This is a genomic window from Streptomyces sp. NPDC102259 (genome assembly GCF_044766465.1).
GTDB lineage: Bacteria > Actinomycetota > Actinomycetes > Streptomycetales > Streptomycetaceae > Streptomyces.
This window is the reverse complement of sequence record NZ_JBIWMA010000029.1, coordinates 1-22,033: the sequence shown is the minus strand read 5'-3', so window position 1 is coordinate 22,033 and position 22,033 is coordinate 1. Positions and strand designations below refer to the sequence as shown.

The following is a 22,033-nucleotide window of genomic DNA, read 5'->3' as shown; positions in this document are numbered from 1 at the left end:
CCCGCGGTCACGTCAGGCGGGACCGGCGCGGCGGTGTCATGACCCAGCGAATGGTCCGGGTCAGGGCCCGTCCGGTGGGACGTACGGCGAGCTCCTCGACGACCGGCACCCGGGGCAGCCACAGCATGCCCCGGGCCCAGGGCGGGAGCAGGACCACGGCGTTCGCGGCCAGGCCGCCGTAGAAGGGCCGTAGCGCGAGGGGCAGCGGAGGCCGGAACAGCAGAAAACGGGCGGCCGCGCGGGCCTCGGACGTGACCCTGAGCTCGTGCCGGTAGGCGGTCAGTCGCTCGGACAGCTCGCGGCGGTCGCGCGGCGGGTCGCTCACCCCCAGCGCCTCGGCGACCCGCGCCGTGTCGGCGACGTAGGCGTCGTAGTCGGCGGCGTCCAGCGGACGGGCTCCGAAGCGTTCGTGGGCGCGCAGGAAACTGTCCGTCTCGGCTGCGTGCACCCAGCCGAGGAGATGCGGATCGGCCGCGTGGTACGGCACACCCTCGGCCGTCGTGCCACGGATCCGTTCATGGATGCCACGCACATGGTCGACCGCCCGCTGCGCGTCCGAGGCCGTGCCGTAGGTCGTCACGGCCAGGAAGGTGCTGGTGCGCTGCAGTCGGCCCCACGGGTCGCCGCGATATCCGGAGTGCCCGGCCACCGCCGCCATGGCCAGCGGATGCAGGGACTGCAACAGCAACGCGCTCAGCCCCCCGATGAACATCGAGGCGTCACCGTGGACGGTGCGGATCGGACGGTCCGGTCCGAACCAGCGCGGGCCGGGGGTCTGGTGGATGCGCGCACGCGTCACCGGTCCGTCGGGCCCGGCGACGCGGCGGAACAGGGCCCGGCCCATCTCTTCACGGACTACGGTCAGCACGGTCGGCCTCCCCTCTCCTCCTGTCCAGTGTCCGCGATGTCCGCCGAATCCGGACATGGCGGTCCGGGTCCACCGGCGACCCTGCCCCGCGCCGGCCCACGGCTGCGCATGCGGTATCCGCGACCCGCGCCGCCGTGGGCGCCCTGCCAGGCATGAGCGGCACCCGAGGCGCACGGTCGACCACGGACAGTGCCCCGGCGCGACGACGAGCGACCCGACCGCCCGGCGGCAGGCGAGGCGGATGCAGCCGTCCCTCTGCACCCGCTGGACCTGGAGGAGTCGAAAGAGCTGGAGGAGCTGGAGGAGCTGGAGGAGCTGGAGATCCGGTGGACTCGGTGGACTCGGTGGATCGAGTGGATCGCGTGGATACCTCGACGGCAGCAGGGTTCTGACCACTAGTCAGTTTCGTACAACCTGCGGGGTGTCCTGGGGGTCAAAGCTTCCAAGACGACGACGGGACTCCTCGTCAACCAGGGGGCCGGCATGACCGCTCGCACGATCAGACACACCTCGCTCACGATCGGGACCGCCGTCGCGCTGGCGGTCGGCGGTCTCGGTCTCTCCCCGGCGCCCGCGGCGACCTTGCCGGGTGCGCCGCGAGCGGCCGACGACGAGATAGTGATCCCGTTCGGCACCAGGGGCGACCTCAAGGCCTCTGTCGAGACCCTCGCGCTGGGCGGTGGCAAGCTCAGCGTGCTGGGGACGGCCGACCCCGAGACGAAGCGCGGGCTGTGGGAGTTCGACCTCCCGGCCGTCGGCACCCCGCAGCCCGGCCCCCGGCAGCTCGCGGCATCCCGGGTCTGGACGGACTACCCGTGCGAGGGCGTCGACCCCGCGGAGTACACGTGCAGCGGGTTCTACTCCAGGCTGTGGGCGCTCGGCGACGGCCGGGTCGGCTTCATGACACCGTTCGGCGGCCAGGAAGCCCTCGGCGGCGGAGCCCCCAAGAGTGAGCTCGGGCTCGGCACGTTCGACTGGGAGTCCCCGGACCATGTGGTGGCGGCCGGCGGTTCCTACGCCGCGGTCAACGACGATGGCGTGCAGCGCATCGGCTCCTTCGCCCCCGGCGTGGCCTACCCGGGGCAGGTCCACACCCGGTCGGTCACCGCGGTGTCCATCTGGGGCACGAAGATCTGGAAGCCGGGCAGCATCGCCGGCACGGTCAACTCGTACGACCTGGTCACCAAGGCAAGCTCGGCGAACGTGGCGCTCGGCTCCGGCTGTGTCCCCGACGACCTCCAGGCGGTCGGGCGATGGCTGTACTGGCGCTGTTCCGCGTCCGGCAAGGCCGGAGTGCGGGACGGCGGTACCGGCAGGAACATCCCGGTCCCCGGTGCGTCGCCCGCCAAGGTCGGCGACGGCTATCTGGTCCAGCAGTCCGAGGACGGGCGGACGGTGACGCTCACCGACTTCCACCTCGGCGGAGGCCACCCGGCCACCACCCCCTTCTTCACGGCCCCCGAGGGCGCGTGGGTCGGCGAGCTGACCGTCGACCGCTACGGCGGCCATGTGGCCTACGTCGACGAAGAGCAGATGATCCACATCCGGCCGGTGACGGTGCCACGGTCGCGGATCAGCCTGTTCGACCGGCGCACCGACTCCACGGTGGACCTGCGGCAGGCGAGCGACCGCCTGTGGGAGGGCACCTGGCGCTTCACCCGCCCGCCCGCGTCCTGGACGCTCACCATCAAGGACGCGTACGGCGCCGCCGTCCGCACCCTCACCGGCAGCTCCCACGAAGGCGCCGCCGTCCGCGCCTCCTGGGACGGCACGGACGAGACGGGCGAGAAGGCGGTGAGCGGCCGCTACCACTGGACCATGACCGTGGACCCGGGCGACGGCGGCGCTGTCCGCACCCTCCCGACCGGGAGCTTCCGGCTTTCCGGTGGCCGGTCCGCCTTCCACGACGCCGACGCCGACGGCTACGGCGAGCTGTACACGATGACCGGCGGCGGCCTGCTCGAGGCCCACCGGTTCGCCGATGGCAGGCCGACCGACTCGCGCGGCTGGTCGGGCTGGACCCCGGGCACCCGCTTCGTCCCCGTCGGCGACATGACCGGCGACGGCTGCTCCGACATGCTCGGCAGGACCACCGACGGCAAGCTCTACCGGTACTCCGGCGGCTGCACCGGCGTCTTCCTGCCCGACGCCGAGCGCACACTGGTCGGCTCCGGCTGGAACGGCTTCGACAGCGTCGTCGCCGCCGACGACTTCACCGGTGACCACCGGCCCGACCTGCTGGCCCGTCAGTCCACGACCGGGTACCTCTACCTGTACAAGTCCAACGCCCACGGCCTTCTGGACCCGGGTATGCGCGTCGGCGCCGGATGGAAGGGCTACACCGTCGTCGGCGCCGCAGACGTGACCGGCGACGGCATCGGCGACCTCATCGCACGGGACGCCGGCGGCGAACTGTGGCGCTACGACGGCAACGGCACGGGCGGCTTCAAGCCGCGGACGCTGGTGTTCCGGGACTGGGGCGCGGGCCGCGACGCGATCATCGCGGTCGGCGATGTGACCGGCGACGGCTTCCCGGACCTCGTCTCGCGAACCACCGACGGCAAACTGCTACGGAACAAGGGCTGGGGCGACGGCACCTTCAGCGCCACCTACACCCTCGCCTCCGGCTGGCAGACGCACGGCACGCTGTCCTGAGACGCCACTGACAGTCGCCGAGCGGCCGCCCTGCCACTTGTCGGTGGCGAGGGGCTGGGCGGCCAGAAAGCTCCCTTCTCCGCGTGTCACACGGGACGAGGCGCATCGGGTGGCGAATCCGTGGAAGGTGCCTGGGCACGAGAACCACGGAGAACCACGAGAACCACGAAGACGCCTCCCGCCCCGTGGGTCGGGATCTCGAGGACGGAGCGGGCCGTGTCGGTCGATCTCGCAGGATTTCTCGGTGTGGTGATGGTGGCTTACCTGGTCCCCGGCCCGGACTTCCTGGTGATCGTCCGGGCCGCCACGGTGCGCGTCGCGCTGGGCCGGGCGGCGGCGTTGGGGGCCCAGACCGGGCTGTGCGTGCACATGGTGGCCGCCGCACTGGGCCTGTCCGTGGTGGCCGCCCGCTCGCCCGTCGCGTTCACGGCGATCAAGCTGGCCGGCGCCGCGTACCTGGTGGTGCTCGGCGTCCGCGCCCTGGTGGCGGCCCGTCGCGCCGCCGTCGGCCGCCGAGGAGGCACGACCGAGCCGGTGAAGGGTGCGAGCGACGGGGAGCGCGATGAGGCGTCGACCGAGCGAGCGGACTCGGGTGCCGGTGAGCGCGGCACCTGGGGGCGGAGCTTCATGGACGCCTTCCTCACCAATGTGCTGAACCCCAAGGCCGCGCTGTTCTTCCTCAGCGTCCTGCCTCAGTTCGTCGATCACGAGGGCTCGCTGACCGGGCAGATCTTCTTCCTCGGGACGCTGGACGTGCTGATCGGCGTCGTCTACTGGCTGGCTCTGGTGGGCGTCGCCGCCAGGCTGCGCGCCCTGTTGAACCGGCCCGCGTTCAGGCGCCGGTGGGACTTGACCACCGGATGGCTCTTCATCGCCATCGGGGTCGGCGTCGCCGCAACCAACTGAACCCGGGCCTTGACCGTCACCGGTGCTTCGCTTTTAGTTGCGTTCAGAGATTTCAGGAACTGATCCGGTGGACCAGTAGCCATTTGGCAACGATATCGGTAGCTTCTGGCAGCGTACGTAGCGAAAGGAACGACGTGAACCACAGCCCCCTCCCTCGGTCGCTGCCGAACACCGAACGCACCCGTCACCGTCGCCTGCGGGAGCAGGGAAGCCAGGACCGTGGCGAACTCGAAGCGATCCTGGACGCGGGATTCATCTGCCACCTCGGGGTGGTCGTCGACGGACACCCGATGGTCGTTCCCACGGTCTACGGGAACGACAGACGCACCCTCTATCTCCATGGCTCGGTGGCCGGCCGAAGCCTGATCGCCTCGCCCGAGGCGACGGTGTGCGTCACGGTGACGCACATCGACGGCCTCGTCCTCGCACGGTCGGTGTTCGAACACGGCGTGAACTACCGCAGCGCGATGATCTACGGCGTCCCGCGCCTGGTCACCGATCCGGAGGAGAAGCTCGAGGGGCTGCGCCGCCTGACCGAGCAGGCCGCGCCGGCACAGTGGGACCACGCACGCCGGCCGAACCGCAAGGAACTGGCCGCGACGACCCTGCTCGCCCTCTCGCTGGAGGAGGCGTCGGTCAAGATACGCACCGGCGGGCCGGACGACGGCGACGGACCCGACGCCGCCCTCGGGATCTGGGCCGGAGTCCTTCCCCTCGTCTCGACCTGGGGCGAACCCGAAACCGACCCCCTGCTCCCGGCGGGCATCGAACCGCCCGACCACATCGGGGCCCGCAGCGGCACGCGTCTCGGGTGATCGGCGGACGGACTCGTACGAGGGCGGCGGCGAACAGCGCGAACGCGAGCAGGGTGACGCTCACGCGGACATGTCAGCAGGCGTCGTACTTCCAGGCGTCGCCCTCCAGCGTCCACGGCTGCTTCGTCTGATCGAACTTGGGCAGGCCGTCCACCTTGTAGGTGGCGAGGCCGCGGTCGCCCGACACGTCGGCCTGCACGCCGGTCGCCGGGTGGTCGGGACCGTAGTCCGTCTTCGCCTGCCGCACGACGCCGGTGTACGCGTCCTTGGCGATCTGCTGCGCGCAGCGCGCGGACAGCATGGCGTACGCGGTGTCGGTGTCGGCGGCGAAGTAGGCGGCGGTGCAGACGGCGACGGCGGCCTTGAGGTCGTCGCCTTCATGCTCGGCGGGCACGCTGACGGTGGGTTCGGCGGCGGGTGTCCCGCTGTCGCTCGCGGCCGGGGCGTCGCCGGACGAGGAGCAGGCGGTGAGCGCGGCGAGGAGCAGGGTCGCGGCGGCGATGGTCGCGCGGGTGCGCATGGTTGTCCCCCCTGGACGGTGATGCCGAAGACGGTGGTGCCAAAAAGGGCATCGTGCCATGGCCAGGACAGGCGACGGCCACGCCGGGGGGACATCGGCGGGGCCCTGTGACAAGGCTGTCGTGGGGATGTGACAGTCGGGCGCGTCACCCGTTCCCGACCGACGCTCCGTGCACGGGAGCGTGATGCGGCTCCTCGACGAGGCCGCCGGCACGGTTCCGGCGCGTCGACGAGCTGTCCACGTGAACAGGTCGCAGCGCCATGGCGGCGATCCTGAACAACAGCACGGTGCGCCCCCAGGTCCGATCGGCTCAGGCGCGGCGCGCCTCGGCTCTGCGGGAGGCCGGCTGTGGAGGATCGGGTGGGTGGCGGCCTCGGGACAGGCCGCCCGGCACCGCCCCACCGTGTGAAGAGGTCCGGTCATGAAACTGTTCGACGACCCGCTGCTCCAGCCCCTTGCCCATCAGGCCCTTGCCCATCAGGCCCTTGTCTACCGGGCCCTTGCCCACCGGGCGCTGGAACTCATCGAGGGCGACGCCCTCGGCGTCACGACGACCGCGGCGTGAGCGCCGCCGCGCGCGGGGACGCGGCGGGAGACGGCCGCTACGGCGAGGCCGTCTTCCGTCCCGAACAGGCGGGCGAGGGCGAGCGCATCGACTTCGGCGCCCTCGCCTACGACGACATCACCATGGCCCGGCTGCGGGCTCTCGGGGTCGGCCCGGGGTGGCGCTGCCTCGACGTGGGGGCCGGCACGGGAACGGTCTCCCGCAGGCTGCTGGAGGAGGCCGGGGTGACGAGCGTGCTCGCGGTGGACCGCGACGTACGTTTCCTCTGCGCGCGGCCCGTGCCCGGGCTCGACGTGATGCAGGCCGACATCAGCGCGCCGGACGCCGTCCCCGGCCGGTTCCCGCTCGTGCACGCCCGCTTCGTGCTGATGCACCTCGCCGAGCGCGACCGCCTGATCACCACACTTGCCGAACTCGTCGCGCCCGGCGGTGTGCTGGTGCTCAGTGACGCCATCGACCTGACGAGCGACCGGGCGCCCGACACCCCGTACAGCGCGGTGATGCGGGCGATGTGGCAAGGGCTGCGGTCCACCATCGGCACCGACGTCTCCTGGGTGCCGTCGTACCCGCAGCTGCTGCGTGGGGCGGGGCTCGACTCCGTCGCCGCCGAGATCCATGTGCCGCCGCTGCTGCCGGGCAGTCCCATCAGCCGCTTCTGGGCGGACACTTGGGAGCGGAGCCGAGCGGCGATGCTCGCCACCGGCCTGGTCGACGACGGTGCCGTCGACGAGGCGGTCCGGTACCTGGACTCCGACGACTGCGCCGCGCTGTCGGCCGGCATGCTCACCGTCTGGGGGTGGAAGCCCGAGAAGGTCGAGGAGGGTCCGCGATGACCTGCCCCGGCCCCTCGCGAACGGGTGCTCCTCCTGGGCCGCGAGCTGTCTGCCGTACTTCCGGCGCATGGAGAACTGCCTCGCCGCCGCGTTGGCGGGGTGATGCACGACTCCGGGTCCGGTCAGGCGGGTTGCCAGAGCTCGACCCGGTTGCCCTCGGGGTCGGTGACCCAGCCGAAACGGCCGACGCCCTCCATGTCCTGCGTCGCCTCGGCCACGTCCGCTCCGCCGGCGCGCAGTTGCGCGAGCATCGCGTCCAGGTCGCGGACCCGGAAGTTGAGCATGGTCCGCTGGGCGCGGGACCCGAAGTAGTCGGTCTCGGACTCGAACGTCGCGAACACCGTCGGCCCGGCTCCCTGACGCCACAGTCCGTTCTCGTCGGCGTCCAGGCCCAGGCGATCGCGATACCAGGCGCTCAGGGCCGCCGGGTCGGCGGCCCGCAGGAAGTACCCACCGATTCCAAGCACACGTTCCATGCCGTCATCTTGCCAGGACGGCGGTCGGGCGGGCCGGCGGAGAACGGAGATGACCGGAGTGGCGTGACCGGACAGGCGTTCGGCGCTCGGTCGGCCCTCGGTACTCAGCCGGTCGTGCGGCTGCCGCCGGTGACCGCGGCGGTCGCGTCCGCCGCTCGGGCCTCGGATGCGGCGGTGGCCGCGGGGCCGTTCCGCCGGCCGGGGCAGGCGGTCGCGAGCAGCAGGGCCGCAGCGGTCAGCGTCGCCCCGGCTCCGGCCACCGAAGGCAGTGAGCGGCCGTGGGCCAGCAGGAAGCCCCCGAGCCAGCTCCCGAGCGCGATCCCCACGCAGAAGGCCGAGTTGTTGATGGTCAGGGCCATCGTCGGCGACGTCGTGCCGGCGGTCGTCACGGTCTGGGTGTTGAGCGCCGGGATCGTGCCGAAGTAGGCGGCGCCGAGGAGGCAGAAGAGGACGGCCACGGCCCCTCGGCTGCCGGGCAGCAGAGCGAGCAGCAGCAGGCCCGCCGTGGACGCGCCCAGGGTGATGAGGACGGCCGCGTACGGGGAACGGTCGGCCGCCCGGCCGCCCACCGTGTTGCCGACGATGCCGCCCGCGCCGTAGAGCAGAAGCAGCACGGTGACGGTCCGCGGGCCGAAGCCCGCGGCCTGCGTGAGGTAGGGCGACGCGTAGGTGTAGAGGGCGAACACCCCTCCGGTGCCGAGCATGATGACCAGGGCGACGAGCAGCAGAGGGCCGGGGAGGACGAACCGGGGGCGGGCGACGCCGGGGGCTGTCCGCCGGTCGTCGGGCGTCACCGGCGGGGCCTCGGGCACGGCGCGCCGCATGAGCAGGAGGGTGGCTGCCAGGCTCAGCGCGGCGAGGGCCCAGAACGTCGCGCGCCAGCCGAACAGGTCGCCGATCAGGGTGCCGGCGGGGACGCCGACGACACTGGACAGACCGATACCGAGGGTGATCTTGGCGCCCCACGCGGACCGCCGGTCGGCGGGCGCCATGTCCCGTGCCGCCGCGACGAAGGCGGCGATCAGGGTGGAGTGCGCCAGTGCGCTCACCACCCGGCCGACGACCAGCCAGCGGAAGTCCGGTGCGAGTGCGGCCAGTACGTTGCCGAGGATGAAGACGGCCATCATGCCCGGCATGAGCATCGTTCGGCGGAACCGGCCGGTGGCCGCCGTGAGCAGCGGGCCGACGAGGACGACGGCGACGGCGTACACGCTGATCAGCATGCCGACGGAGGTGAGCGAGACGCCGACGTCGTGCCCGATGGCCGGCAGGATGCCGGCGATGACGCTCTCGGCGGTTCCGATGCAGAAGGTGCAGAGCATCATCGCGAAGACGGGAAGCGGCATGGGATCTCCTTGGTGGCCGTCACCGCGCTGCGCGGCGCGACCGCCGTCCGGCACGGGAGCGAACGTTTCCGCACCGGACGGGGACGCACCGCGCAGCGGCGTGTGCGACGGGAACGTGAGGTCTCAGGTGGTGCCGATGGTGACGGGCCGGTCGCTGTCGTCCCGGGAGGAACTGACGGCCGCCGGCGCCTCGGGCGCGCGGGCGCCCTGGGCCGCCCGCGCGCGGCGCGCCCAGGCCCGTACCGCGGGTCGCTCGACGCCGACGTACAGCAGCCAGGCCAGCAGCAGGCTCGCCGCGGCGACGAGCGCGGCCACGCCGACGGCGACCGCGAGCGAGTCCGTGTTCCGGAAGCCGAGCCGTTCCTGGGTGAAGGACAGCAGGACCTGGTGGATCAGATAGAAGGCGAAGGACACCTCGCCCAGCCACACCCACACACGTCCGGCCACCGCGGTTCCCCGCCCCGCCGCGTCACGTGCCGCCGCGGCGGCGATGAGCAGGGCGAACGGGATCACGACGACCGCGTTCAGCGAGAAGAGGAACGGAACCCGCAGGCTCAGCGCGTACGCGGCCACCGTGAGCGCCAGTGCGGGCAGTACGCCGAGGCCGATCCACCGGCGGGTCAGCACGATCCGGGCCATCAGGATGCCGAGCAGGAAGTCCAGCACCCGCAGCGGCGGGAAGATGTAGACGAGCCACATCTGGGTGATCGAGTGACCGTACAGCGGAGAGTTGGCGTGGTTCGGCCCGAAGGTCTCTCCCGTGGGCAACAGCCGGACGAGCAGCGGCAACAGCACGATCGCCGTGGCGGTCCCGGCCGCCCACCACCACAGCCGCTCGGCGCGGATCCGCAGCACCGAACGGTGCAGGAGCGGGAACAGCAGATAGAAGAGCAGCTCGCAGGAGAGCGACCAACTGGGGTTGTTGACGCTGAAGAACACGTCGTCCTTCGGTATCCACGCCTGGAGCAGCAGGAAGTTGGGCACGCCGCGTCCCCAGCTCGCCGAGGCGTAGGCGTACATGGCGAGGGCGAAGAAGAAGGTGACGACATGGTTGGGGTAGACCTTGGCCAGTCGGCGCCCCCAGAAGGCGCGGGTGGTGTCGTTGTCCCGGGCGGACCAGGCCAGGACGAACCCGCTGAGGATGAAGAAGAAGGTGACGCCCGCCCAGCCGCCGTTCTTCAGGGCGGAGGCGAAGGGACCGTGGCCATGGTCCGGGGTGGAGTAGGCGTCGAGCAGCGACAGGTGGAACAGGAACACCAGGAAGGCGGCGAAGAACCGCATCCCGGTGAGCGAGGGCAGCCGGGACGAGCGCCCGGGCACGGCGGAGTCAACGGACACGAGGGTCACCTCGGGGTGTGAGAGCGGGAGGGTGGCAGGGCGCCGGCGGGTGCGTCGGGCGACGGCGGGCGGCCTCGTGGCGCCCGCCGGGCCACGTGGTCAGGCGGGCCGGATCGACTGGGCGTGCCGGAACAGTCCGGTGGGGTCCCAGGCGGCCTTGGCCTTCTGCAGCCGCCGGTAGCCGTTCTTGTAGTAGAGGTCGTGCCACGGCACGCCGGAGGTGTTCCACCGGGGGTCACCGAGGTCGACGTCGGCGTAGTTGACGAAGCATCCGTCGTTGGTCTCGTTCGGCACCGGCACACCGCCCGTGGCGGCGAACATGTCGCGGTAGCACTCCCGGACCCAGGCGATGTTGGCGTCGTCGTCCGCCGCGTCGTTCCACAGCGAGACGACCTGGTACTTGAGAACGGAGTCCCGCTGCGGCACGGCGGTGTCCGCGGAGGCGACACGGTTCACCGCGCCCCCGTAGGACGCGATCATGAGCAGCGCGCTCGGGTTGTGGAAGTCGTCGCGGGTCAGGTGGTGGTGGGCCGCGGCGATCTGGGCGTCCGTGTACGTGCGCCGCGCGTAGACGGACTTGCCCTTGAACCTGACCGTCGGATCCGGGCCGGTGAAGCCGGGCCACTGGGTGGCGTGCAGCCACGGCACCCGCCGGTACTGACGGACCTGGGGCTGGACGCCGAGACCGGCGCCGACCTCGGATATGTAGTTCTGGAGCATGCGCTCGGCGCCGGGGGCACCGGCGTCGACCAGCGAGTCGAGCACCACCGCTCCGTTCGACTTGTGGAACGGCTTGAGCTGGCTGAACAACGCGGTGTACGGGGAGTCGGGGGCGCTGTGATGGGTGTGCCATTCGCCGTGGTTCCACATCAGCCGGCTGAAGCGGGCCTCGGTCAGCTGCTCCCACGGCCACGCCACCTCGCTCAGCCACACCTCGCGCGGCGGGGTGGGCAGCTGTGCGGTCGGATCGTCGCCCTCGGCGTCGTGGGAGCGCAGCCAGTAGCGGGTCACCACGCCGAAGTTGCCGCCGCCGCCTCCCGTGTGGGCCCACCACAGCTCGCGGTGGGGGTCGTCGGGCTCGCGCGTCGCGATGACGGCGCGGGCGACGCCGTCCGCCTGCACGACCACGATCTCGATGCCGTACAGGTGGTCGACCGCGAGCCCGTCACGTCGGCTCATGGAGCCGTAGCCCCCGCCCTGGATGTGCCCGCCTGCCGCGACGGTGGGGCAGTTGCCGGCCGGGAGGTAGACGCCCCAGCCCTTGTAGAGGCGGTCGTAGACCCGGCCCAGGGCGGCGCCGGGCTGCACGGAGAACGCCCGGCGGCGTTCGTCGTAGGAGATGTCGTCCATACGGGACAGGTCGAGGACGACCGCGATCTCCTCGCTGGTGGTGAAGTCCTCGTAGCAGTGGCCGCCGCTGCGTACGGCCAGCCGATGGCCGGAGTCGACCGCCTGCTGCACGGCCCGTACGACGTCACCGGTGGAGGTGGCCAGGACGATCCGGTCGGGGCTGCCGACCCAGCGCTGGTTGGTGCCGCGCCGAAGGTCCGCGTAGCGCCGGTCCGAGGGACGCACGGTGACGGCGGGCCCGGCCTCGGGAGCGTCGGCGCGGGCCGTCGCGGCCGCGGTGGCGGGACCGATTCCGGCGGCGGTGGCCGCGAGGGCACCGCCTGCGACGGCCGTACCGGACAGGAACGTCCGCCGATGCACGGGCCTGCGCACGGTGGTGGGTGTACCGGCGCGCCGCGCGGGGGCGGCCTGAGCCCGGGCCTCGCCGGTCGCGTGGGGCGGTGTGGCGGCTGAGGGAGAGTCGGGCGGGCCGGCGGGCGAGGACATGGGTGAGGACATGAAGGAAGACATGGGTGAGTCCTTGGCATGGTGGGACGACATGGGAGCGGAGGGCACGCCCGATCGCCGCGGGTGCACGGGCGCGCGGGTGCACGGGTGCGCGGGTGCGCGGGGCGAGGCGCGGTCCGGTGGTGTCAGCGGGGCGTCGGGGCCTGGGCCGTCGGGGCTTGGGCGCCGACGAGTGTGTCGAGGCGGATGCCGAACCAGTCGAGGATGCCGACGACGCGACGCGCCTCCACGAGGTCCGGCGTGGTGGGTCCGGCGACGGCACCGCGCTGCACGAACGTCCGCAGGGCATCGGGCGAGAGCGCCACGGCCGTCCCGGGGAACAGACACTGCTCGGCGTACTCCGCGCCCCGGTCGGGGCCGGCACCGGGCGTGGTGGACCACAGCAGGTACGGCGCCGGAATGCCGCGCGCCACGGCGCGGGCCCAGGCCGGGGAACTCAGGTCGCGCCGCAGCATGTCGTACAGGAGGTGGGCTCCGGCGACTCCGGCGCGGAACCGCATGGCCTTGGCCTCGCAGCCGCCGATCCGGTCGAGGCCGGCGTTGACCAGGGCGTCGACGGCCGGGACGGAGTACTCGACGGCGACGGCGACCGGGCGGTCCTCCGGGCCGGGGGCGGGTGCGGCCTGCGAGAGCAGCCCGCGCATCAGACGGCGGAGTGCGGCGGGCCCGTGGACGGGACCGGCGACGACCGTGCCGTTCGCGGTCAGGCCGTCGGCCGGCACGCCCTGGACGACCGGTAGCAGCAGGTCACGGACCGTCTGCGCGGCTTCGGCCCGAGACCGGGCGACCGCCTCCGGGGGTGTGCGCCGGCAGTCGAGCCAGAGTGCCACGTCGGCCGCCGCTCCGAACGACGGCCCGGGCGGACGGGTGGGTAACGGTGCGAGCGGTCCCATGCGGATTCCCCCTGGATGGTCGAGTGTTGTCGAGGTGTGCGTAGGTGCGTGGGTGCGTAAGTGCGTGGGTGCCGGTGTGTCCTGTGCCGGTCGGTGTGCCGGTGTCCGGTCGGGCGCGCCGGACGGGCCGAGGGCGGGCGGGAACCCGCCTTCGGTCAGGGGCGGTCGTGCCAGCGCAGGTCACCGGGCGTCGCGCGGCGCGCCGAGGTGTGCGCCTCGTACGGCAGGGAGCCGTCCGGCATGTTGATGATCTCCATCTGGATGCCGATCGGGGTGCTGAAGTAGAGCCAGCGGTCGCCGGCGATCGGACCCTGCGTGATCGTCTCCGGCTCGCCCATCAGTGCCACGCCCTCCTGCTCCCGCAGATAGGCGGCGGCCGCGTCCACGTCGTCGACGTAGAAGGCCAGATGGTGGCCGCCGACGTCGCTGTTGAGCGGGGGCCGGGACCGCAGGGCGCCTGTTCCGCTCTGGATCAGTTCGCAGTTGGCGGTGGGACCGGTGCGCAGGAGTGTCCTGCGGGAGTGCTCGGTACCGGGCGGCCAGTGCCCGTCCGACCGGTCCGCCGGGCGCTGCGGGCTCTCCACCGGTTCCGCTCCCAGGACGTCCGTGAAGAAGGCGGTGGCGGCGGCGAGATCGGCGACGGTGTAACTCACGTGCTCCACGCCGAGCAGGCCCAGTGAACGCTCCACGGCGTTGGCGTTGGCGTTGGCGATGCCGATGGCGTCGGCGTACGGCGTCGTGGCGGGTACGAAGCCACGGTCGTCCTGTCGGCCCGGACCGCGCAGCGAGAGCAGCATGCCCCACGGCGTCAGAAACCACCGCCGGGTCCCGGGGAAGGCGTCCGCCGGGCCGAGGCGGACGGTGGCCGACCGGCGCAGGTGTTCCTCCGCCGTGTCCAGATCCGCGACCATCAGGGCCAGGTGATGACCGCCGACGTCGTTCGGGCCGGGCGGCGAGGTGATCTGGCCCGGCGCGGTGTACTCGAAGAGCTCCAGGTTGCTGTACGGTCCGAGCCGGACCAGGGCGACCTGGGCCCGCGCCCGTGCGTGGACTCCCAGTTTCCGGGTCATCCAGTCGCCGTCGGCGTCCTCGACCGGGCCCTCCCGGTAACAGAGTTCGCCGCCCAGCACGCCGGTGAAGAAGGCGATGGCCTCGTCGAGGTCCGGGACGGTGAAGGCGTAGTGGTCCACGGCCCGCGCGGTGGGCAGACCGGTGAGCACCGGCGTGGACGAGGCCGCCGTGGATACGTTGAGCACGATTCCCCCTTGGACGAGTGCGCTCGGTGCCGGGCACCGCGCGGCACACGAACGCTCGAACTCCGGCACCTGCTCGTGACCAGGTGCCGGACCGATGGCGACAGTAGGGGAATGTCATTGCGTGCGCAAGGAACATCTCCCCGGACACAGGGGGTACGTTATGCGATTCACCCCCTCCGACCTGCACTGATGTGGATCGAAGGCGATCCGCCGAATGGTCACCGAGTCATGAAGCCGTACGTCTCCATGTGCAGACATGAAAAAGCCTGCGTACGGGAGGGTTTCCATGACTGTCGGCGCCTCGTACTCTGGGTACGGCTCGGCTGCCATGGGACGTGGCGCACCTCCCCCTCCCCCGCGAGGCGCCCGGAAGGGCTCTTCGGCGGCGGGAAGATCCTTCGAGCACCCTGAAGAAGGCGACATCATGCGAACGCGCAAGGAAGACAGCGTCGAGCTGTGGAGTCAACTGTCCGTTCTCGTCGCGGAAGTCGGTACCGCACTGGACCGACGGCTCTCCGAGGACTTCGAGCTGGGCCTCACGGACTTCCTCTCCCTGCGCGCGCTGAGCAACGGCGACCCGGCGGGCATCCGGATGAACGAACTCGCCCAGCTCCTCGGCCTCAACCAGTCGTCGGCCACGCGTGCCGTCCAACGTCTGGAGGGCCGCGGGCTGGTCGAGAGGGGGGCGCACGCGACGGACCGCAGAGGCGTGGTCGTGCGGGTCACGGAGGCCGGCCGGACCATGGTCGCGGACATAGGCAATCTCTTCCGCCGCGAGGTCGGCATGGCGCTGGAAGTCGCGTCCATGGACAGCAGGACCAGCTCGGTCGTCGCCAGACTGCGCTACGCCCCGACCCTCGACCGCTGAGCCGTCCGGCCGTATCACGCCCCCTGCCGCACGTCGGCGGGGGGCATTTCGCTGTCCGAGCGGCTCGGACGACGCGTCCTGAACGACTGATTTCTTGCGGCAGCAAGGGTCAGCCGCCTGCTTCCGGCCATCCCGATCCGTTTTCCGTTCCGGAGAACCCCAGGTCAATGCCGATCGGTTGGCGCTCGACAGGCCCTTCCTGGCCGGATATCAACCGGCCGGACCCGAGTAATCCTTGCGTGCGCAATGAACTCTGTGTCAGGGTCGGTGACGGCGACGGGGGGCAGGCCACGGTGCGGTGGCCGGATCCCGCGCAGGCGGCCCGGAGGGCTTCGCCGCGCGGACACCAGAACACACTGCCCCGCCCAGATTCGCGACGAACCTGAACCGAGACTCTTCGTCGGAGGCGGAAGCCTGATGCAGCAAGAAACGCAGACCACACGGAACAACGACGGTCTCTTCGCGGTGGGAAGCCCGGCCACCCACTGGTCGGTCAAGACCAGCAACCCGGTCCAGTACGAGATACGCGCCTGTGAGAACCTGCTCGATCCCGGGAACTCCACCATCCTCGAGGACGCCCCGGGCACCGGACGGCGTCGCTTCGTCGTCACCGACCGGGTGGTCGACTCCCTCTACGGTGAGCGCATCCGCGCCTACTTCGAGCACCACGGCGTCGAGCACCAGGTGCTGGTCCTGGACGACGGTGAGACGCACAAGTCGGTCGGCGCCGTACTCCAGGTCACCGAAGCCCTCGACGCGTTCGGCGTCGACCGGCGGCGTGAGCCCGTCATCGCCATCGGCGGAGGCGTCCTGATGGACATCGTCGGCTTCGCCGCCAGCCTGTACCGCCGCTCCACGCCGTTCATCCGCATCCCCACCACCCTGATCGGCCTGGTGGACGCCGGAGTCGGCGCCAAGACCGGCGTCAACCACAACGGGCACAAGAACCGGCTCGGCACCTACTTCCCGGCGGACCGCACGTTGCTCGACCGCTCGTTCCTGGCCACGCTCGACGAACGGCACATCAGCAACGGCCTGGCCGAGATCCTCAAGATCGCCCTCATCAAGGACGCCCGCCTGTTCGACCTCCTGGAGCAGCACGGCGCCGACGTCCTGCGCACCAAGCTGCAGAGCGCGACGGCCAGCGGCCCCACCCCGGCCGACGTCCCGGTCGACCAGCGGCTCGCGGCCCGCGGGCTGCACCTCGACCCCGCGACCGAGGTCGTCGAGCGGGCCATCCAGGGCATGCTGGAGGAACTCCAGCCCAACCTCTGGGAGAAGGTGCTGGAACGGGTCGTCGACTACGGCCACACCTTCAGTCCGACCATCGAGATGCACGCCCTTCCCGCCCTGCTGCACGGCGAGGCCGTGGCCATCGACATGGCTCTGACCACCGTCATGGCCGAGCACCGCGGACTCGTCAGCACCTACCAGCGGGACCGCATCCTCGACGTGATGGCACGGCTCGGCCTGCCGGCCTGGCACCCGCTGTGCACCCCGGAGCGGCTCGGCGAGGCTCTGCGGGACACCGTCCGGCACCGTGACGGAAAGCAGCGGCTGCCCCTGCCGGTCGGCATCGGCAGCGCGGTCTTCGTCAACGACGTCACCGAGGCCGAACTCGGGGCGGCAGCCGAGGCCCTCGCGGGGCTGGTGGCGGGAGTGTCCCGGTGACGACCGCACCCAGCACCCGGCACGGGGAGGCTGACGTCCGGTCGGCGGGGCCGCCCGACTCCCGGCCGCACGACTCCCGCCCGCACGCCTTCCGTTCGATCGGCACCGTGGCGGGGGCCGCGACGGTGCACGGTGTCCACGGCGCCGCCGGGCGCACGCACTGGAAGTGCTTCGCGGGTCGCCGTCAGCTCGACTCCCCCACCGAGGCGGTCGAGTGGGCCTCCATCCCCGCGGGCGGACTGAGCGGTGAACACCGCCACACCCGTACCGAGGAGATCTACCTGATCCTGCACGGACACGGGGAGTTCCTGTTCAACGGCGTCCCCCACCGCGTCGGACCCGGTTCCCTGGCCCTGACCGCCCCCGGAAACGTGCACGGGCTGCGCAACACGGGGGACGCCGACCTCGACTGGTGGGTCATCGAGACCCTCTCGCCCGGCACCGACGCGGTCCTGTCCGGAGCCGATCTCACACTGGGAGTACCCGCCATGGGCGACGCAGTGATCCATGACCTCTTCAAGGAGCGCACCGTCTCCACCGACGGCGTCTTCACCGGCCCCCTGCGCCAGGTCGAGGCCGTCGACCTCGACTCCGGCCAGCGCATCGCCCTGGGCAGGGCCGACGCGGAGCTCGCGGTGTTCGTGCACGGCGGCGAGGGCCGGGCCACGGCGGCCGACGGCACCGCGGCGGACCTCTCGGCGGACACCTGCGTCACCCTGGGCGCGGACACGCTCACCCGCTTCGAGGCGCGCACTCCGCTGCGGCTGCTGGTCGTCACGCTGGCCCTGCCCCGGCTCTCCGCGGAGGCGTCGTGATCATCACCACCACGGGGGACGCGGTGCGCACGGCCATGGGCCCCGCCTCGGGATCCGACTGGACGTGTCTGGTACGCCGGGGGATGTTGCACAGTGAGTGCGAGTCGGTGGAGCACTGGCGGCTCGCGCCCGCCGCCGTTCTCGCGGCGACCCCGCGGCACGGGGTGGAGGAGGCCGTGCTGGTGCTCGAGGGCGAGCTCACCCTGAGCACCGCGTCCGGTGAACACAGCGTCAGAGCGGGGCAGTTGGCCCTGCTGCCGCACAGCTGCGCGGCACACCTCACGGCCGGGCCCGACGCGGTGCGACTGATCACCGTACGGACCCTGGCCGCCGCCGTCACCGACCGGCTGCCACCCCGCGTCCCCGAGCTGCTCAGCTCCTGACCGGCTCCCCTCCCCTGCCCCCTCCCCCTGACCCCCTCCCTCTCGGTCCCCTCTCCTTCGGTCCCTCGCGGCCCCGATCCGGTGGCAATCCGGTCGGGGCCGCTCCGGTCCGGTCGGCGAGATTTGGCCGTAGCGGCCCCGAACCTCGAAAGCGAGCATCATGCGTGCGGTAGTCCTCACGACGTACGGCGGTCCCGAGCAGTTGGTGGTCTCCGACCTCCCGGAACCGGCCGCCCCGGACCCGGACGGCGTTCTCGTCCGTACCGCCGCGGCCGCGGTCAATCCCGTCGACCTCCAGACCCGCGCCGGTCTGCACAGCGCGCACGGCGCGTTCCACCCGCCGATGGTCCTCGGCTGGGACGTGGCGGGCACGGTCACCCAGGTGGGCGACCAGGTCACCGGCTTCAGCGTCGGCGACCGGGTCGTGGCGATGTCCGCCCAGATGGCCACCGGCCGTGGGACCTACGCCGAGACCGTCGCGCTGCCCGCCGGCATCGTGGCCCCGGCACCCGTATCCGTCCCGCTGACCGCCGCCGCGGGACTGCCGCTGGCCGGGCTCACCGCCTGGCAGGCACTCGACGCCCTCGCTCTTCCCGAAGGCGCCACACTGCTGGTCACCGGTGCCGTCGGCTCGGTCGGCGGGCTCACGGTGCAGCTCGCCCGGCTGCGCGGACTGACCGTGGTGGCCCAGGTCCGGTCGGCCGAGGACATCGAGCGGGCCCGTGCGCTGGGCGCGGCTCGCGTGGTGGTGGGAGCGGACGCGTCGGTGCTTCCGTCCGGCGCCGTCGACGGTCTGCTGGAGACGGCGGGCCTGCCGGGGACCGTCGCCGCGGTACGGGACGGCGGACGCGCGGTCTCCGTGGTGCCCACCCGGGTGCCGCAGGCGGAGCGGGGTGTGCACGTGGCCGTCTCGTACGTGGAGCAGGACGGCGAGGGTCTCGCCGCGCTCGCCGCCCTCGTGGACCGGGGCGAACTGGAGGTGCGCTCCGCGAAGGAACTGGGCTTCGAGGAGGCGGGCGAAGCACACCGTCTCCTGGAGGCCGGCGGCGTCCGGGGCAAGCTCCTGCTGCTGCCCTGACCGCGATGCCGGCCGCCCCCGCCGGGAGGGGCGAGGACACGGGACGGAAGACCGAGGAAGACGAAGCTGTGACTGAGCCGCACGACAGCGACGGCCGTGAGACCGCCACGGAGGACGTCGCCCGGCTGTGGGAACGGGTCGCGACGATGTTCTCGTGGCTGGAAGGACAGCTGGACCGCACTCTGACACACCGTCATGGTGTGGGGCTGGCACCCCTGATGGCGCTCGGGGTGCTGGTCGGCGAACACCCCGGATCGGTGCCGGTCGGTGACGTCGCCCGGCGGCTGAGCGTCAGCGCCTCGGCGGCGAGCCGGATACTGACGCAACTGGAGAGCTCGGGTTGGGCGACCAGGGTGGCCTGGCCCTGCGACCGGAGGATCAGCCGGATGGCGGCCACCGAGGCGGGTCGGCACGTGTGGACCCGGGCCGGCCGGACACTCGACCGCGAACTCGACTTCTCCTTCAGGACGCTGCGGTTCGACGAGCGGTACGCGCATGTGGTGGCCCGCTTGTGCCGGGCCGAGGACGACACGCCCGGCCATCCGCGTCATCACGAACCGCCCTAGCGGACCATGCGGGCGACGGGGTCCGCCGCCGGCGTCTCAGGAGGCCGGCTCCGGCCAGACGGCCATGGCCAACTCGGCCACCCGTTGAAGCTCCGCGGTGCTGGCGCCGTCCCGGGCCTGCTGGGACATGCCCTGGACGACCGCGGCGAAGTACACGGCCAGGGCCCGCGTGTCCGTTCCCTCGGGGAGCGACCCGCCGGCCCTGGCCGCGTTCAGTCGCCCTTCGAAGGACCGCACGTTCGCCATCCGGCGCTCGCGCAGATCGTCCTTGATGTCGGCCGTCTGCGGGGAGTAGTTGGTCGCCGCGGTGATCACCAGACACCCGGCGGGGTGGTCCGGGTCCGTGTAGGACACCGCCGCCGCGTCGAGCATGCCGGCGAAGCCCGTGCGCGTGTCGCTCGCGTCGTCGAGCGCCTTGTTCATGAACGCGCCGAACGTGTCGCCGTAGCGGTCGACGACCTCGACGAAGAGCGTGCGCTTGTCCCCGAACGCCGCGTACAGGCTCGGCGGCGAGATCCCCATGGCGGCGGTCAGGTCGGAGACGGACGTGCCCTCGTAGCCGTGCTGCCAGAAGAGCAGCGTGGCCTGGACGAGTGCCGCGTCCCGGTCGAAACTCCGCGGTCGCCCGCGCTTCGTCGTCGTCATGCAGGAATTTTACAACGATCGCTATGGAATTCGTGCTACAGTTAAAACGTAGTCATCGCTACAGAATTCCGAAGCGGAGAGAAGGCAGAGAGACGGTCATGGGAACGCTGACGGGTAAGAAGGCGTTGGTCACGGGCGGCAGCCGGGGGATCGGGCGCGCGATCGCCGAGCGGCTCGGGCGGGACGGGGCACTCGTCGCCGTCCACTACGGCCGTAATCAGGCGGCCGCCGACGAGGTGGTCGCCGCGATCCGCGCCGAGGGCGGTGCCGCGTTCGCGGTCCACGCCGAACTGGGCGTCGCCGGGGACGTGGAGACCCTCTGGGCGGCCTACGACCGCCAGGCCCTGGAGCACTCCGACGGGGCCGAGCTCGACATCCTGGTCAACAACGCGGGCATCACACCGCGCGGCGAGATCGAGGAGACCACCGTCGAGGCGTTCGACGAGGCCGTCGCGGTCAACATGCGCGCGCCGTTCTTCCTCGCGCAGCAGGGGCTCAAGCGTCTGCGGAACGGCGGCCGGATCATCAACGTCTCCTCCGGAGCGACCCGGATCGCGCTCACCGACATCATCGCCTACGCCATGACCAAGGGGGCCATCGACGCCTTCACCCTGACGCTCGCCAAGTCGCTCGGCGGTCGCGGCATCACGGTCAACTCGGTGGCCCCCGGCATCATCGACACCGACATGAACGCCTCCTGGCTGCGGGACAACGACGCCGCCGAGCAGTCGGCCGCGGAACTCTCCGCCCTCGGCCGCGTGGGACGCCCCGAGGACGTCGCCGACGTGGTCGCCTTCCTCGCCTCCGACGACGGGCGCTGGGTGACCGGCCAGGTCGTCGACGCCACCGGCGGTTCCCAGCTCTGACCCGGTGACCGGCCCACCCGGCCAGAACCGAAGCCACGCACGGGTGTCAACGGGGACACCGCGACATCGCGCACGACAGACACTCTGCACAGGGAGGCCCCATGCACGTCGTCATCGCCTGGTGGGACGGGACACGCGGTACCGCATCCGGCACCGCCCGCACGGACCGGTCCGGAGAGGCCGGCTTCGGTCCGGAGGCCGCGGCCTCACTCGCCGCCGCGTACCCCGGTTTGCGGGACGGCCGGTGGATCGACGAGCCCGTGGCGGGCTGGGAGGGGCTGGCGCTGATCTGGGACTGCGCGGACAGCGCCGACCTCTTCCTCCCGGTCATCTCCGAGCGGACGTTCGGCTGCGCCCCTTCGCACCGGTGGGCCTTCGAGCTGGACGACGCGCCGAGCGCACCCGGAGACCCCGACATGGGACCGGCCGAACTGGAGCTGCTGCTGCGCGTCTGAACGCCCCGGCGCCTGAACGCCGCGGTCCCCCGCCTTCCGCGCCCCCGGGCCACCCCCGCCCCGGGGGCGCGGAGCTGTTCACGGCCGCCCTGCTGGACTGATCGGCCCGGAGACGTCCGGCATCGGCGGGCGGCCGCTGACGCGAACGGGGCGGCGTGCGCCGACGCGGTGTCGGAGTACGCCGCCCTCGGGCGGAACAAGGTGCGGGAGGCGGCCCGCGCTGTCACAGCGGTTACTTCGGGTCGCTGTTGAACTTCGAGGCCGACCAGAAGTAGCCGAGCACGGCGAGGCCCAGGCACCAGGCGGCCGCGAGCCATCCGTTGTGGCCGATCTCGGTGCCGAGGAGCAGTCCGCGCAG

At 71.9% G+C, this 22,033-nt stretch carries 23 protein-coding genes and 1 pseudogene; 14 read left to right on the top strand and 10 right to left on the bottom strand.

Features of this window, described 5'->3' with window-relative positions; genetic code table 11:
• Positions 1 to 7 precede the first annotated feature (7 nt).
• On the bottom strand, positions 8 to 868 hold the full coding sequence (locus tag ACIRPU_RS38730; RefSeq protein ID WP_403876164.1) for an oxygenase MpaB family protein: 861 nt from the start codon (positions 866 to 868) through the stop codon (positions 8 to 10).
• A gap of 189 nt (positions 869 to 1,057) precedes the next feature.
• On the opposite strand from ACIRPU_RS38730, the gene ACIRPU_RS38725 reads away from it, so the two are divergent.
• The 4 genes from ACIRPU_RS38725 (at position 1,058) to ACIRPU_RS38710 (ending at position 5,244) form a co-directional block, all read left to right on the top strand.
• Positions 1,058 to 1,267, top strand: coding sequence for a hypothetical protein (locus ACIRPU_RS38725; RefSeq protein WP_403876162.1), 210 nt, complete (start codon positions 1,058 to 1,060; stop codon positions 1,265 to 1,267).
• An 84-nt stretch (positions 1,268 to 1,351) separates the two neighbouring features.
• Positions 1,352 to 3,523 carry an FG-GAP-like repeat-containing protein gene (locus ACIRPU_RS38720; RefSeq protein WP_403876159.1) on the top strand — a complete coding sequence of 724 codons (2,172 nt, stop codon included), beginning with the start codon at positions 1,352 to 1,354 and terminating at the stop codon, positions 3,521 to 3,523.
• A 216-nt stretch (positions 3,524 to 3,739) separates the two neighbouring features.
• Positions 3,740 to 4,429: a LysE family translocator gene (locus ACIRPU_RS38715; protein ID WP_403876156.1), complete on the top strand. Its 690-nt coding sequence runs from the start codon at positions 3,740 to 3,742 to the stop codon at positions 4,427 to 4,429.
• Positions 4,430 to 4,563: 134 nt separating this feature from the next.
• Positions 4,564 to 5,244 carry a pyridoxamine 5'-phosphate oxidase family protein gene (locus ACIRPU_RS38710; protein ID WP_403876153.1) on the top strand — a complete coding sequence of 227 codons (681 nt, stop codon included), beginning with the start codon at positions 4,564 to 4,566 and terminating at the stop codon, positions 5,242 to 5,244.
• A gap of 73 nt (positions 5,245 to 5,317) precedes the next feature.
• On the opposite strand, the gene ACIRPU_RS38705 is transcribed toward ACIRPU_RS38710, so the two are convergent.
• Complete coding sequence (locus ACIRPU_RS38705; protein WP_403876150.1) at positions 5,318 to 5,764, bottom strand: hypothetical protein; 447 nt, start codon at positions 5,762 to 5,764, stop codon at positions 5,318 to 5,320.
• Positions 5,765 to 6,185: 421 nt separating this feature from the next.
• Between ACIRPU_RS38705 and ACIRPU_RS38700 the strand changes: the two genes are divergently transcribed.
• Together ACIRPU_RS38700 and ACIRPU_RS38695 are read left to right on the top strand one after the other, a co-directional pair.
• Positions 6,186 to 6,329: a hypothetical protein gene (locus ACIRPU_RS38700; RefSeq protein ID WP_403876147.1), complete on the top strand. Its 144-nt coding sequence runs from the start codon at positions 6,186 to 6,188 to the stop codon at positions 6,327 to 6,329.
• Entirely contained in the window at positions 6,326 to 7,162 is an 837-nt protein-coding gene (locus ACIRPU_RS38695) for a class I SAM-dependent methyltransferase (protein ID WP_403876144.1), read from the top strand. The genes ACIRPU_RS38700 and ACIRPU_RS38695 overlap by 4 nt, the downstream gene beginning before the upstream one ends.
• A 122-nt stretch (positions 7,163 to 7,284) precedes the next feature.
• On the opposite strand, the gene ACIRPU_RS38690 is transcribed toward ACIRPU_RS38695, so the two are convergent.
• The 6 genes from ACIRPU_RS38690 to ACIRPU_RS38665 all read right to left on the bottom strand — a co-directional run bounded on the left by ACIRPU_RS38690 (position 7,285) and on the right by ACIRPU_RS38665 (position 14,328).
• Positions 7,285 to 7,638, bottom strand: coding sequence for a VOC family protein (locus ACIRPU_RS38690; protein ID WP_403876142.1), 354 nt, complete (start codon positions 7,636 to 7,638; stop codon positions 7,285 to 7,287).
• A gap of 104 nt (positions 7,639 to 7,742) precedes the next feature.
• Positions 7,743 to 8,984, bottom strand: coding sequence for an MFS transporter (locus tag ACIRPU_RS38685; RefSeq protein WP_403876139.1), 1,242 nt, complete (start codon positions 8,982 to 8,984; stop codon positions 7,743 to 7,745).
• 123 nt (positions 8,985 to 9,107) lie between these two features.
• Complete coding sequence (locus ACIRPU_RS38680) at positions 9,108 to 10,322, bottom strand: acyltransferase family protein (protein ID WP_403876136.1); 1,215 nt, start codon at positions 10,320 to 10,322, stop codon at positions 9,108 to 9,110.
• A gap of 99 nt (positions 10,323 to 10,421) precedes the next feature.
• Positions 10,422 to 12,182 carry an FAD-binding oxidoreductase gene (locus ACIRPU_RS38675; protein WP_403876133.1) on the bottom strand — a complete coding sequence of 587 codons (1,761 nt, stop codon included), beginning with the start codon at positions 12,180 to 12,182 and terminating at the stop codon, positions 10,422 to 10,424.
• 122 nt (positions 12,183 to 12,304) lie between these two features.
• Positions 12,305 to 13,009 carry a hypothetical protein gene (locus ACIRPU_RS38670; protein WP_403876130.1) on the bottom strand — a complete coding sequence of 235 codons (705 nt, stop codon included), beginning with the start codon at positions 13,007 to 13,009 and terminating at the stop codon, positions 12,305 to 12,307.
• A 218-nt stretch (positions 13,010 to 13,227) separates the two neighbouring features.
• Positions 13,228 to 14,328 (bottom strand): VOC family protein, encoded by a 1,101-nt coding sequence (locus ACIRPU_RS38665; RefSeq protein ID WP_403876127.1) that lies wholly within the window; start codon positions 14,326 to 14,328, stop codon positions 13,228 to 13,230.
• Between the two features lie 424 nt (positions 14,329 to 14,752).
• Between ACIRPU_RS38665 and ACIRPU_RS38660 the strand changes: the two genes are divergently transcribed.
• From ACIRPU_RS38660 to ACIRPU_RS38635, 6 genes are all read left to right on the top strand, one after another.
• Entirely contained in the window at positions 14,753 to 15,196 is a 444-nt protein-coding gene (locus ACIRPU_RS38660; protein WP_171394940.1) for a MarR family winged helix-turn-helix transcriptional regulator, read from the top strand.
• A gap of 417 nt (positions 15,197 to 15,613) precedes the next feature.
• The gene (locus ACIRPU_RS38655) at positions 15,614 to 16,867 is read left to right on the top strand and encodes a sedoheptulose 7-phosphate cyclase (protein WP_403876124.1); all 1,254 of its coding nucleotides are present in this window, start codon (positions 15,614 to 15,616) and stop codon (positions 16,865 to 16,867) included.
• On the top strand, positions 16,864 to 17,682 hold the full coding sequence (locus ACIRPU_RS38650; protein ID WP_403876121.1) for a cupin domain-containing protein: 819 nt from the start codon (positions 16,864 to 16,866) through the stop codon (positions 17,680 to 17,682). Before ACIRPU_RS38655 ends, ACIRPU_RS38650 begins: the two co-directional genes overlap by 4 nt.
• Positions 17,679 to 18,065, top strand: coding sequence for a hypothetical protein (locus tag ACIRPU_RS38645; protein WP_403876118.1), 387 nt, complete (start codon positions 17,679 to 17,681; stop codon positions 18,063 to 18,065). Before ACIRPU_RS38650 ends, ACIRPU_RS38645 begins: the two co-directional genes overlap by 4 nt.
• 160 nt (positions 18,066 to 18,225) lie before the next feature.
• Positions 18,226 to 19,143 (top strand): NADP-dependent oxidoreductase, encoded by a 918-nt coding sequence (locus ACIRPU_RS38640; RefSeq protein ID WP_403876115.1) that lies wholly within the window; start codon positions 18,226 to 18,228, stop codon positions 19,141 to 19,143.
• 68 nt (positions 19,144 to 19,211) lie between these two features.
• A complete protein-coding gene (locus ACIRPU_RS38635) occupies positions 19,212 to 19,709 on the top strand; it encodes a MarR family transcriptional regulator (protein WP_403876112.1) in 498 nt (165 codons plus the stop codon).
• A gap of 36 nt (positions 19,710 to 19,745) precedes the next feature.
• Here ACIRPU_RS38635 and ACIRPU_RS38630 read toward each other — a convergent pair whose 3' ends face one another.
• Positions 19,746 to 20,354 (bottom strand): TetR/AcrR family transcriptional regulator, encoded by a 609-nt coding sequence (locus ACIRPU_RS38630; RefSeq protein WP_355706280.1) that lies wholly within the window; start codon positions 20,352 to 20,354, stop codon positions 19,746 to 19,748.
• Between the two features lie 98 nt (positions 20,355 to 20,452).
• Here ACIRPU_RS38630 and ACIRPU_RS38625 point away from each other — a divergent pair, with 98 nt between their 5' ends.
• Positions 20,453 to 21,220 carry an SDR family oxidoreductase gene (locus ACIRPU_RS38625; RefSeq protein ID WP_355706279.1) on the top strand — a complete coding sequence of 256 codons (768 nt, stop codon included), beginning with the start codon at positions 20,453 to 20,455 and terminating at the stop codon, positions 21,218 to 21,220.
• A gap of 101 nt (positions 21,221 to 21,321) precedes the next feature.
• Positions 21,322 to 21,675, top strand: a complete 354-nt coding sequence (locus ACIRPU_RS38620; RefSeq protein ID WP_403876108.1) for a hypothetical protein — start codon at positions 21,322 to 21,324, stop codon at positions 21,673 to 21,675.
• 232 nt (positions 21,676 to 21,907) lie between these two features.
• On the opposite strand, the pseudogene ACIRPU_RS38615 reads toward ACIRPU_RS38620, so the two are convergent.
• Positions 21,908 to 22,033, bottom strand: a pseudogene (locus ACIRPU_RS38615) (ABC transporter permease); the annotation flags it as partial.

Bases quoted from the DNA above. Each gene is read 5' to 3' on its own strand.
- ACIRPU_RS38720 (WP_403876159.1), top strand. From the start codon at position 1,352: ATGACCGCTCGCACGATCAGACACACCTCGCTCACGATCGGGACCGCC.
- ACIRPU_RS38705 (WP_403876150.1), bottom strand. From the start codon at position 5,764: ATGCGCACCCGCGCGACCATCGCCGCCGCGACCCTGCTCCTCGCCGCG.
- ACIRPU_RS38700 (WP_403876147.1), top strand. From the start codon at position 6,186: ATGAAACTGTTCGACGACCCGCTGCTCCAGCCCCTTGCCCATCAGGCC.
- ACIRPU_RS38690 (WP_403876142.1), bottom strand. From the start codon at position 7,638: ATGGAACGTGTGCTTGGAATCGGTGGGTACTTCCTGCGGGCCGCCGAC.
- ACIRPU_RS38685 (WP_403876139.1), bottom strand. From the start codon at position 8,984: ATGCCGCTTCCCGTCTTCGCGATGATGCTCTGCACCTTCTGCATCGGA.
- ACIRPU_RS38675 (WP_403876133.1), bottom strand. From the start codon at position 12,182: ATGTCTTCCTTCATGTCCTCACCCATGTCCTCGCCCGCCGGCCCGCCC.
- ACIRPU_RS38660 (WP_171394940.1), top strand. From the start codon at position 14,753: ATGCGAACGCGCAAGGAAGACAGCGTCGAGCTGTGGAGTCAACTGTCC.
- ACIRPU_RS38655 (WP_403876124.1), top strand. From the start codon at position 15,614: ATGCAGCAAGAAACGCAGACCACACGGAACAACGACGGTCTCTTCGCG.
- ACIRPU_RS38640 (WP_403876115.1), top strand. From the start codon at position 18,226: ATGCGTGCGGTAGTCCTCACGACGTACGGCGGTCCCGAGCAGTTGGTG.
- ACIRPU_RS38630 (WP_355706280.1), bottom strand. From the start codon at position 20,354: ATGACGACGACGAAGCGCGGGCGACCGCGGAGTTTCGACCGGGACGCG.
- ACIRPU_RS38625 (WP_355706279.1), top strand. From the start codon at position 20,453: ATGGGAACGCTGACGGGTAAGAAGGCGTTGGTCACGGGCGGCAGCCGG.
- ACIRPU_RS38620 (WP_403876108.1), top strand. From the start codon at position 21,322: ATGCACGTCGTCATCGCCTGGTGGGACGGGACACGCGGTACCGCATCC.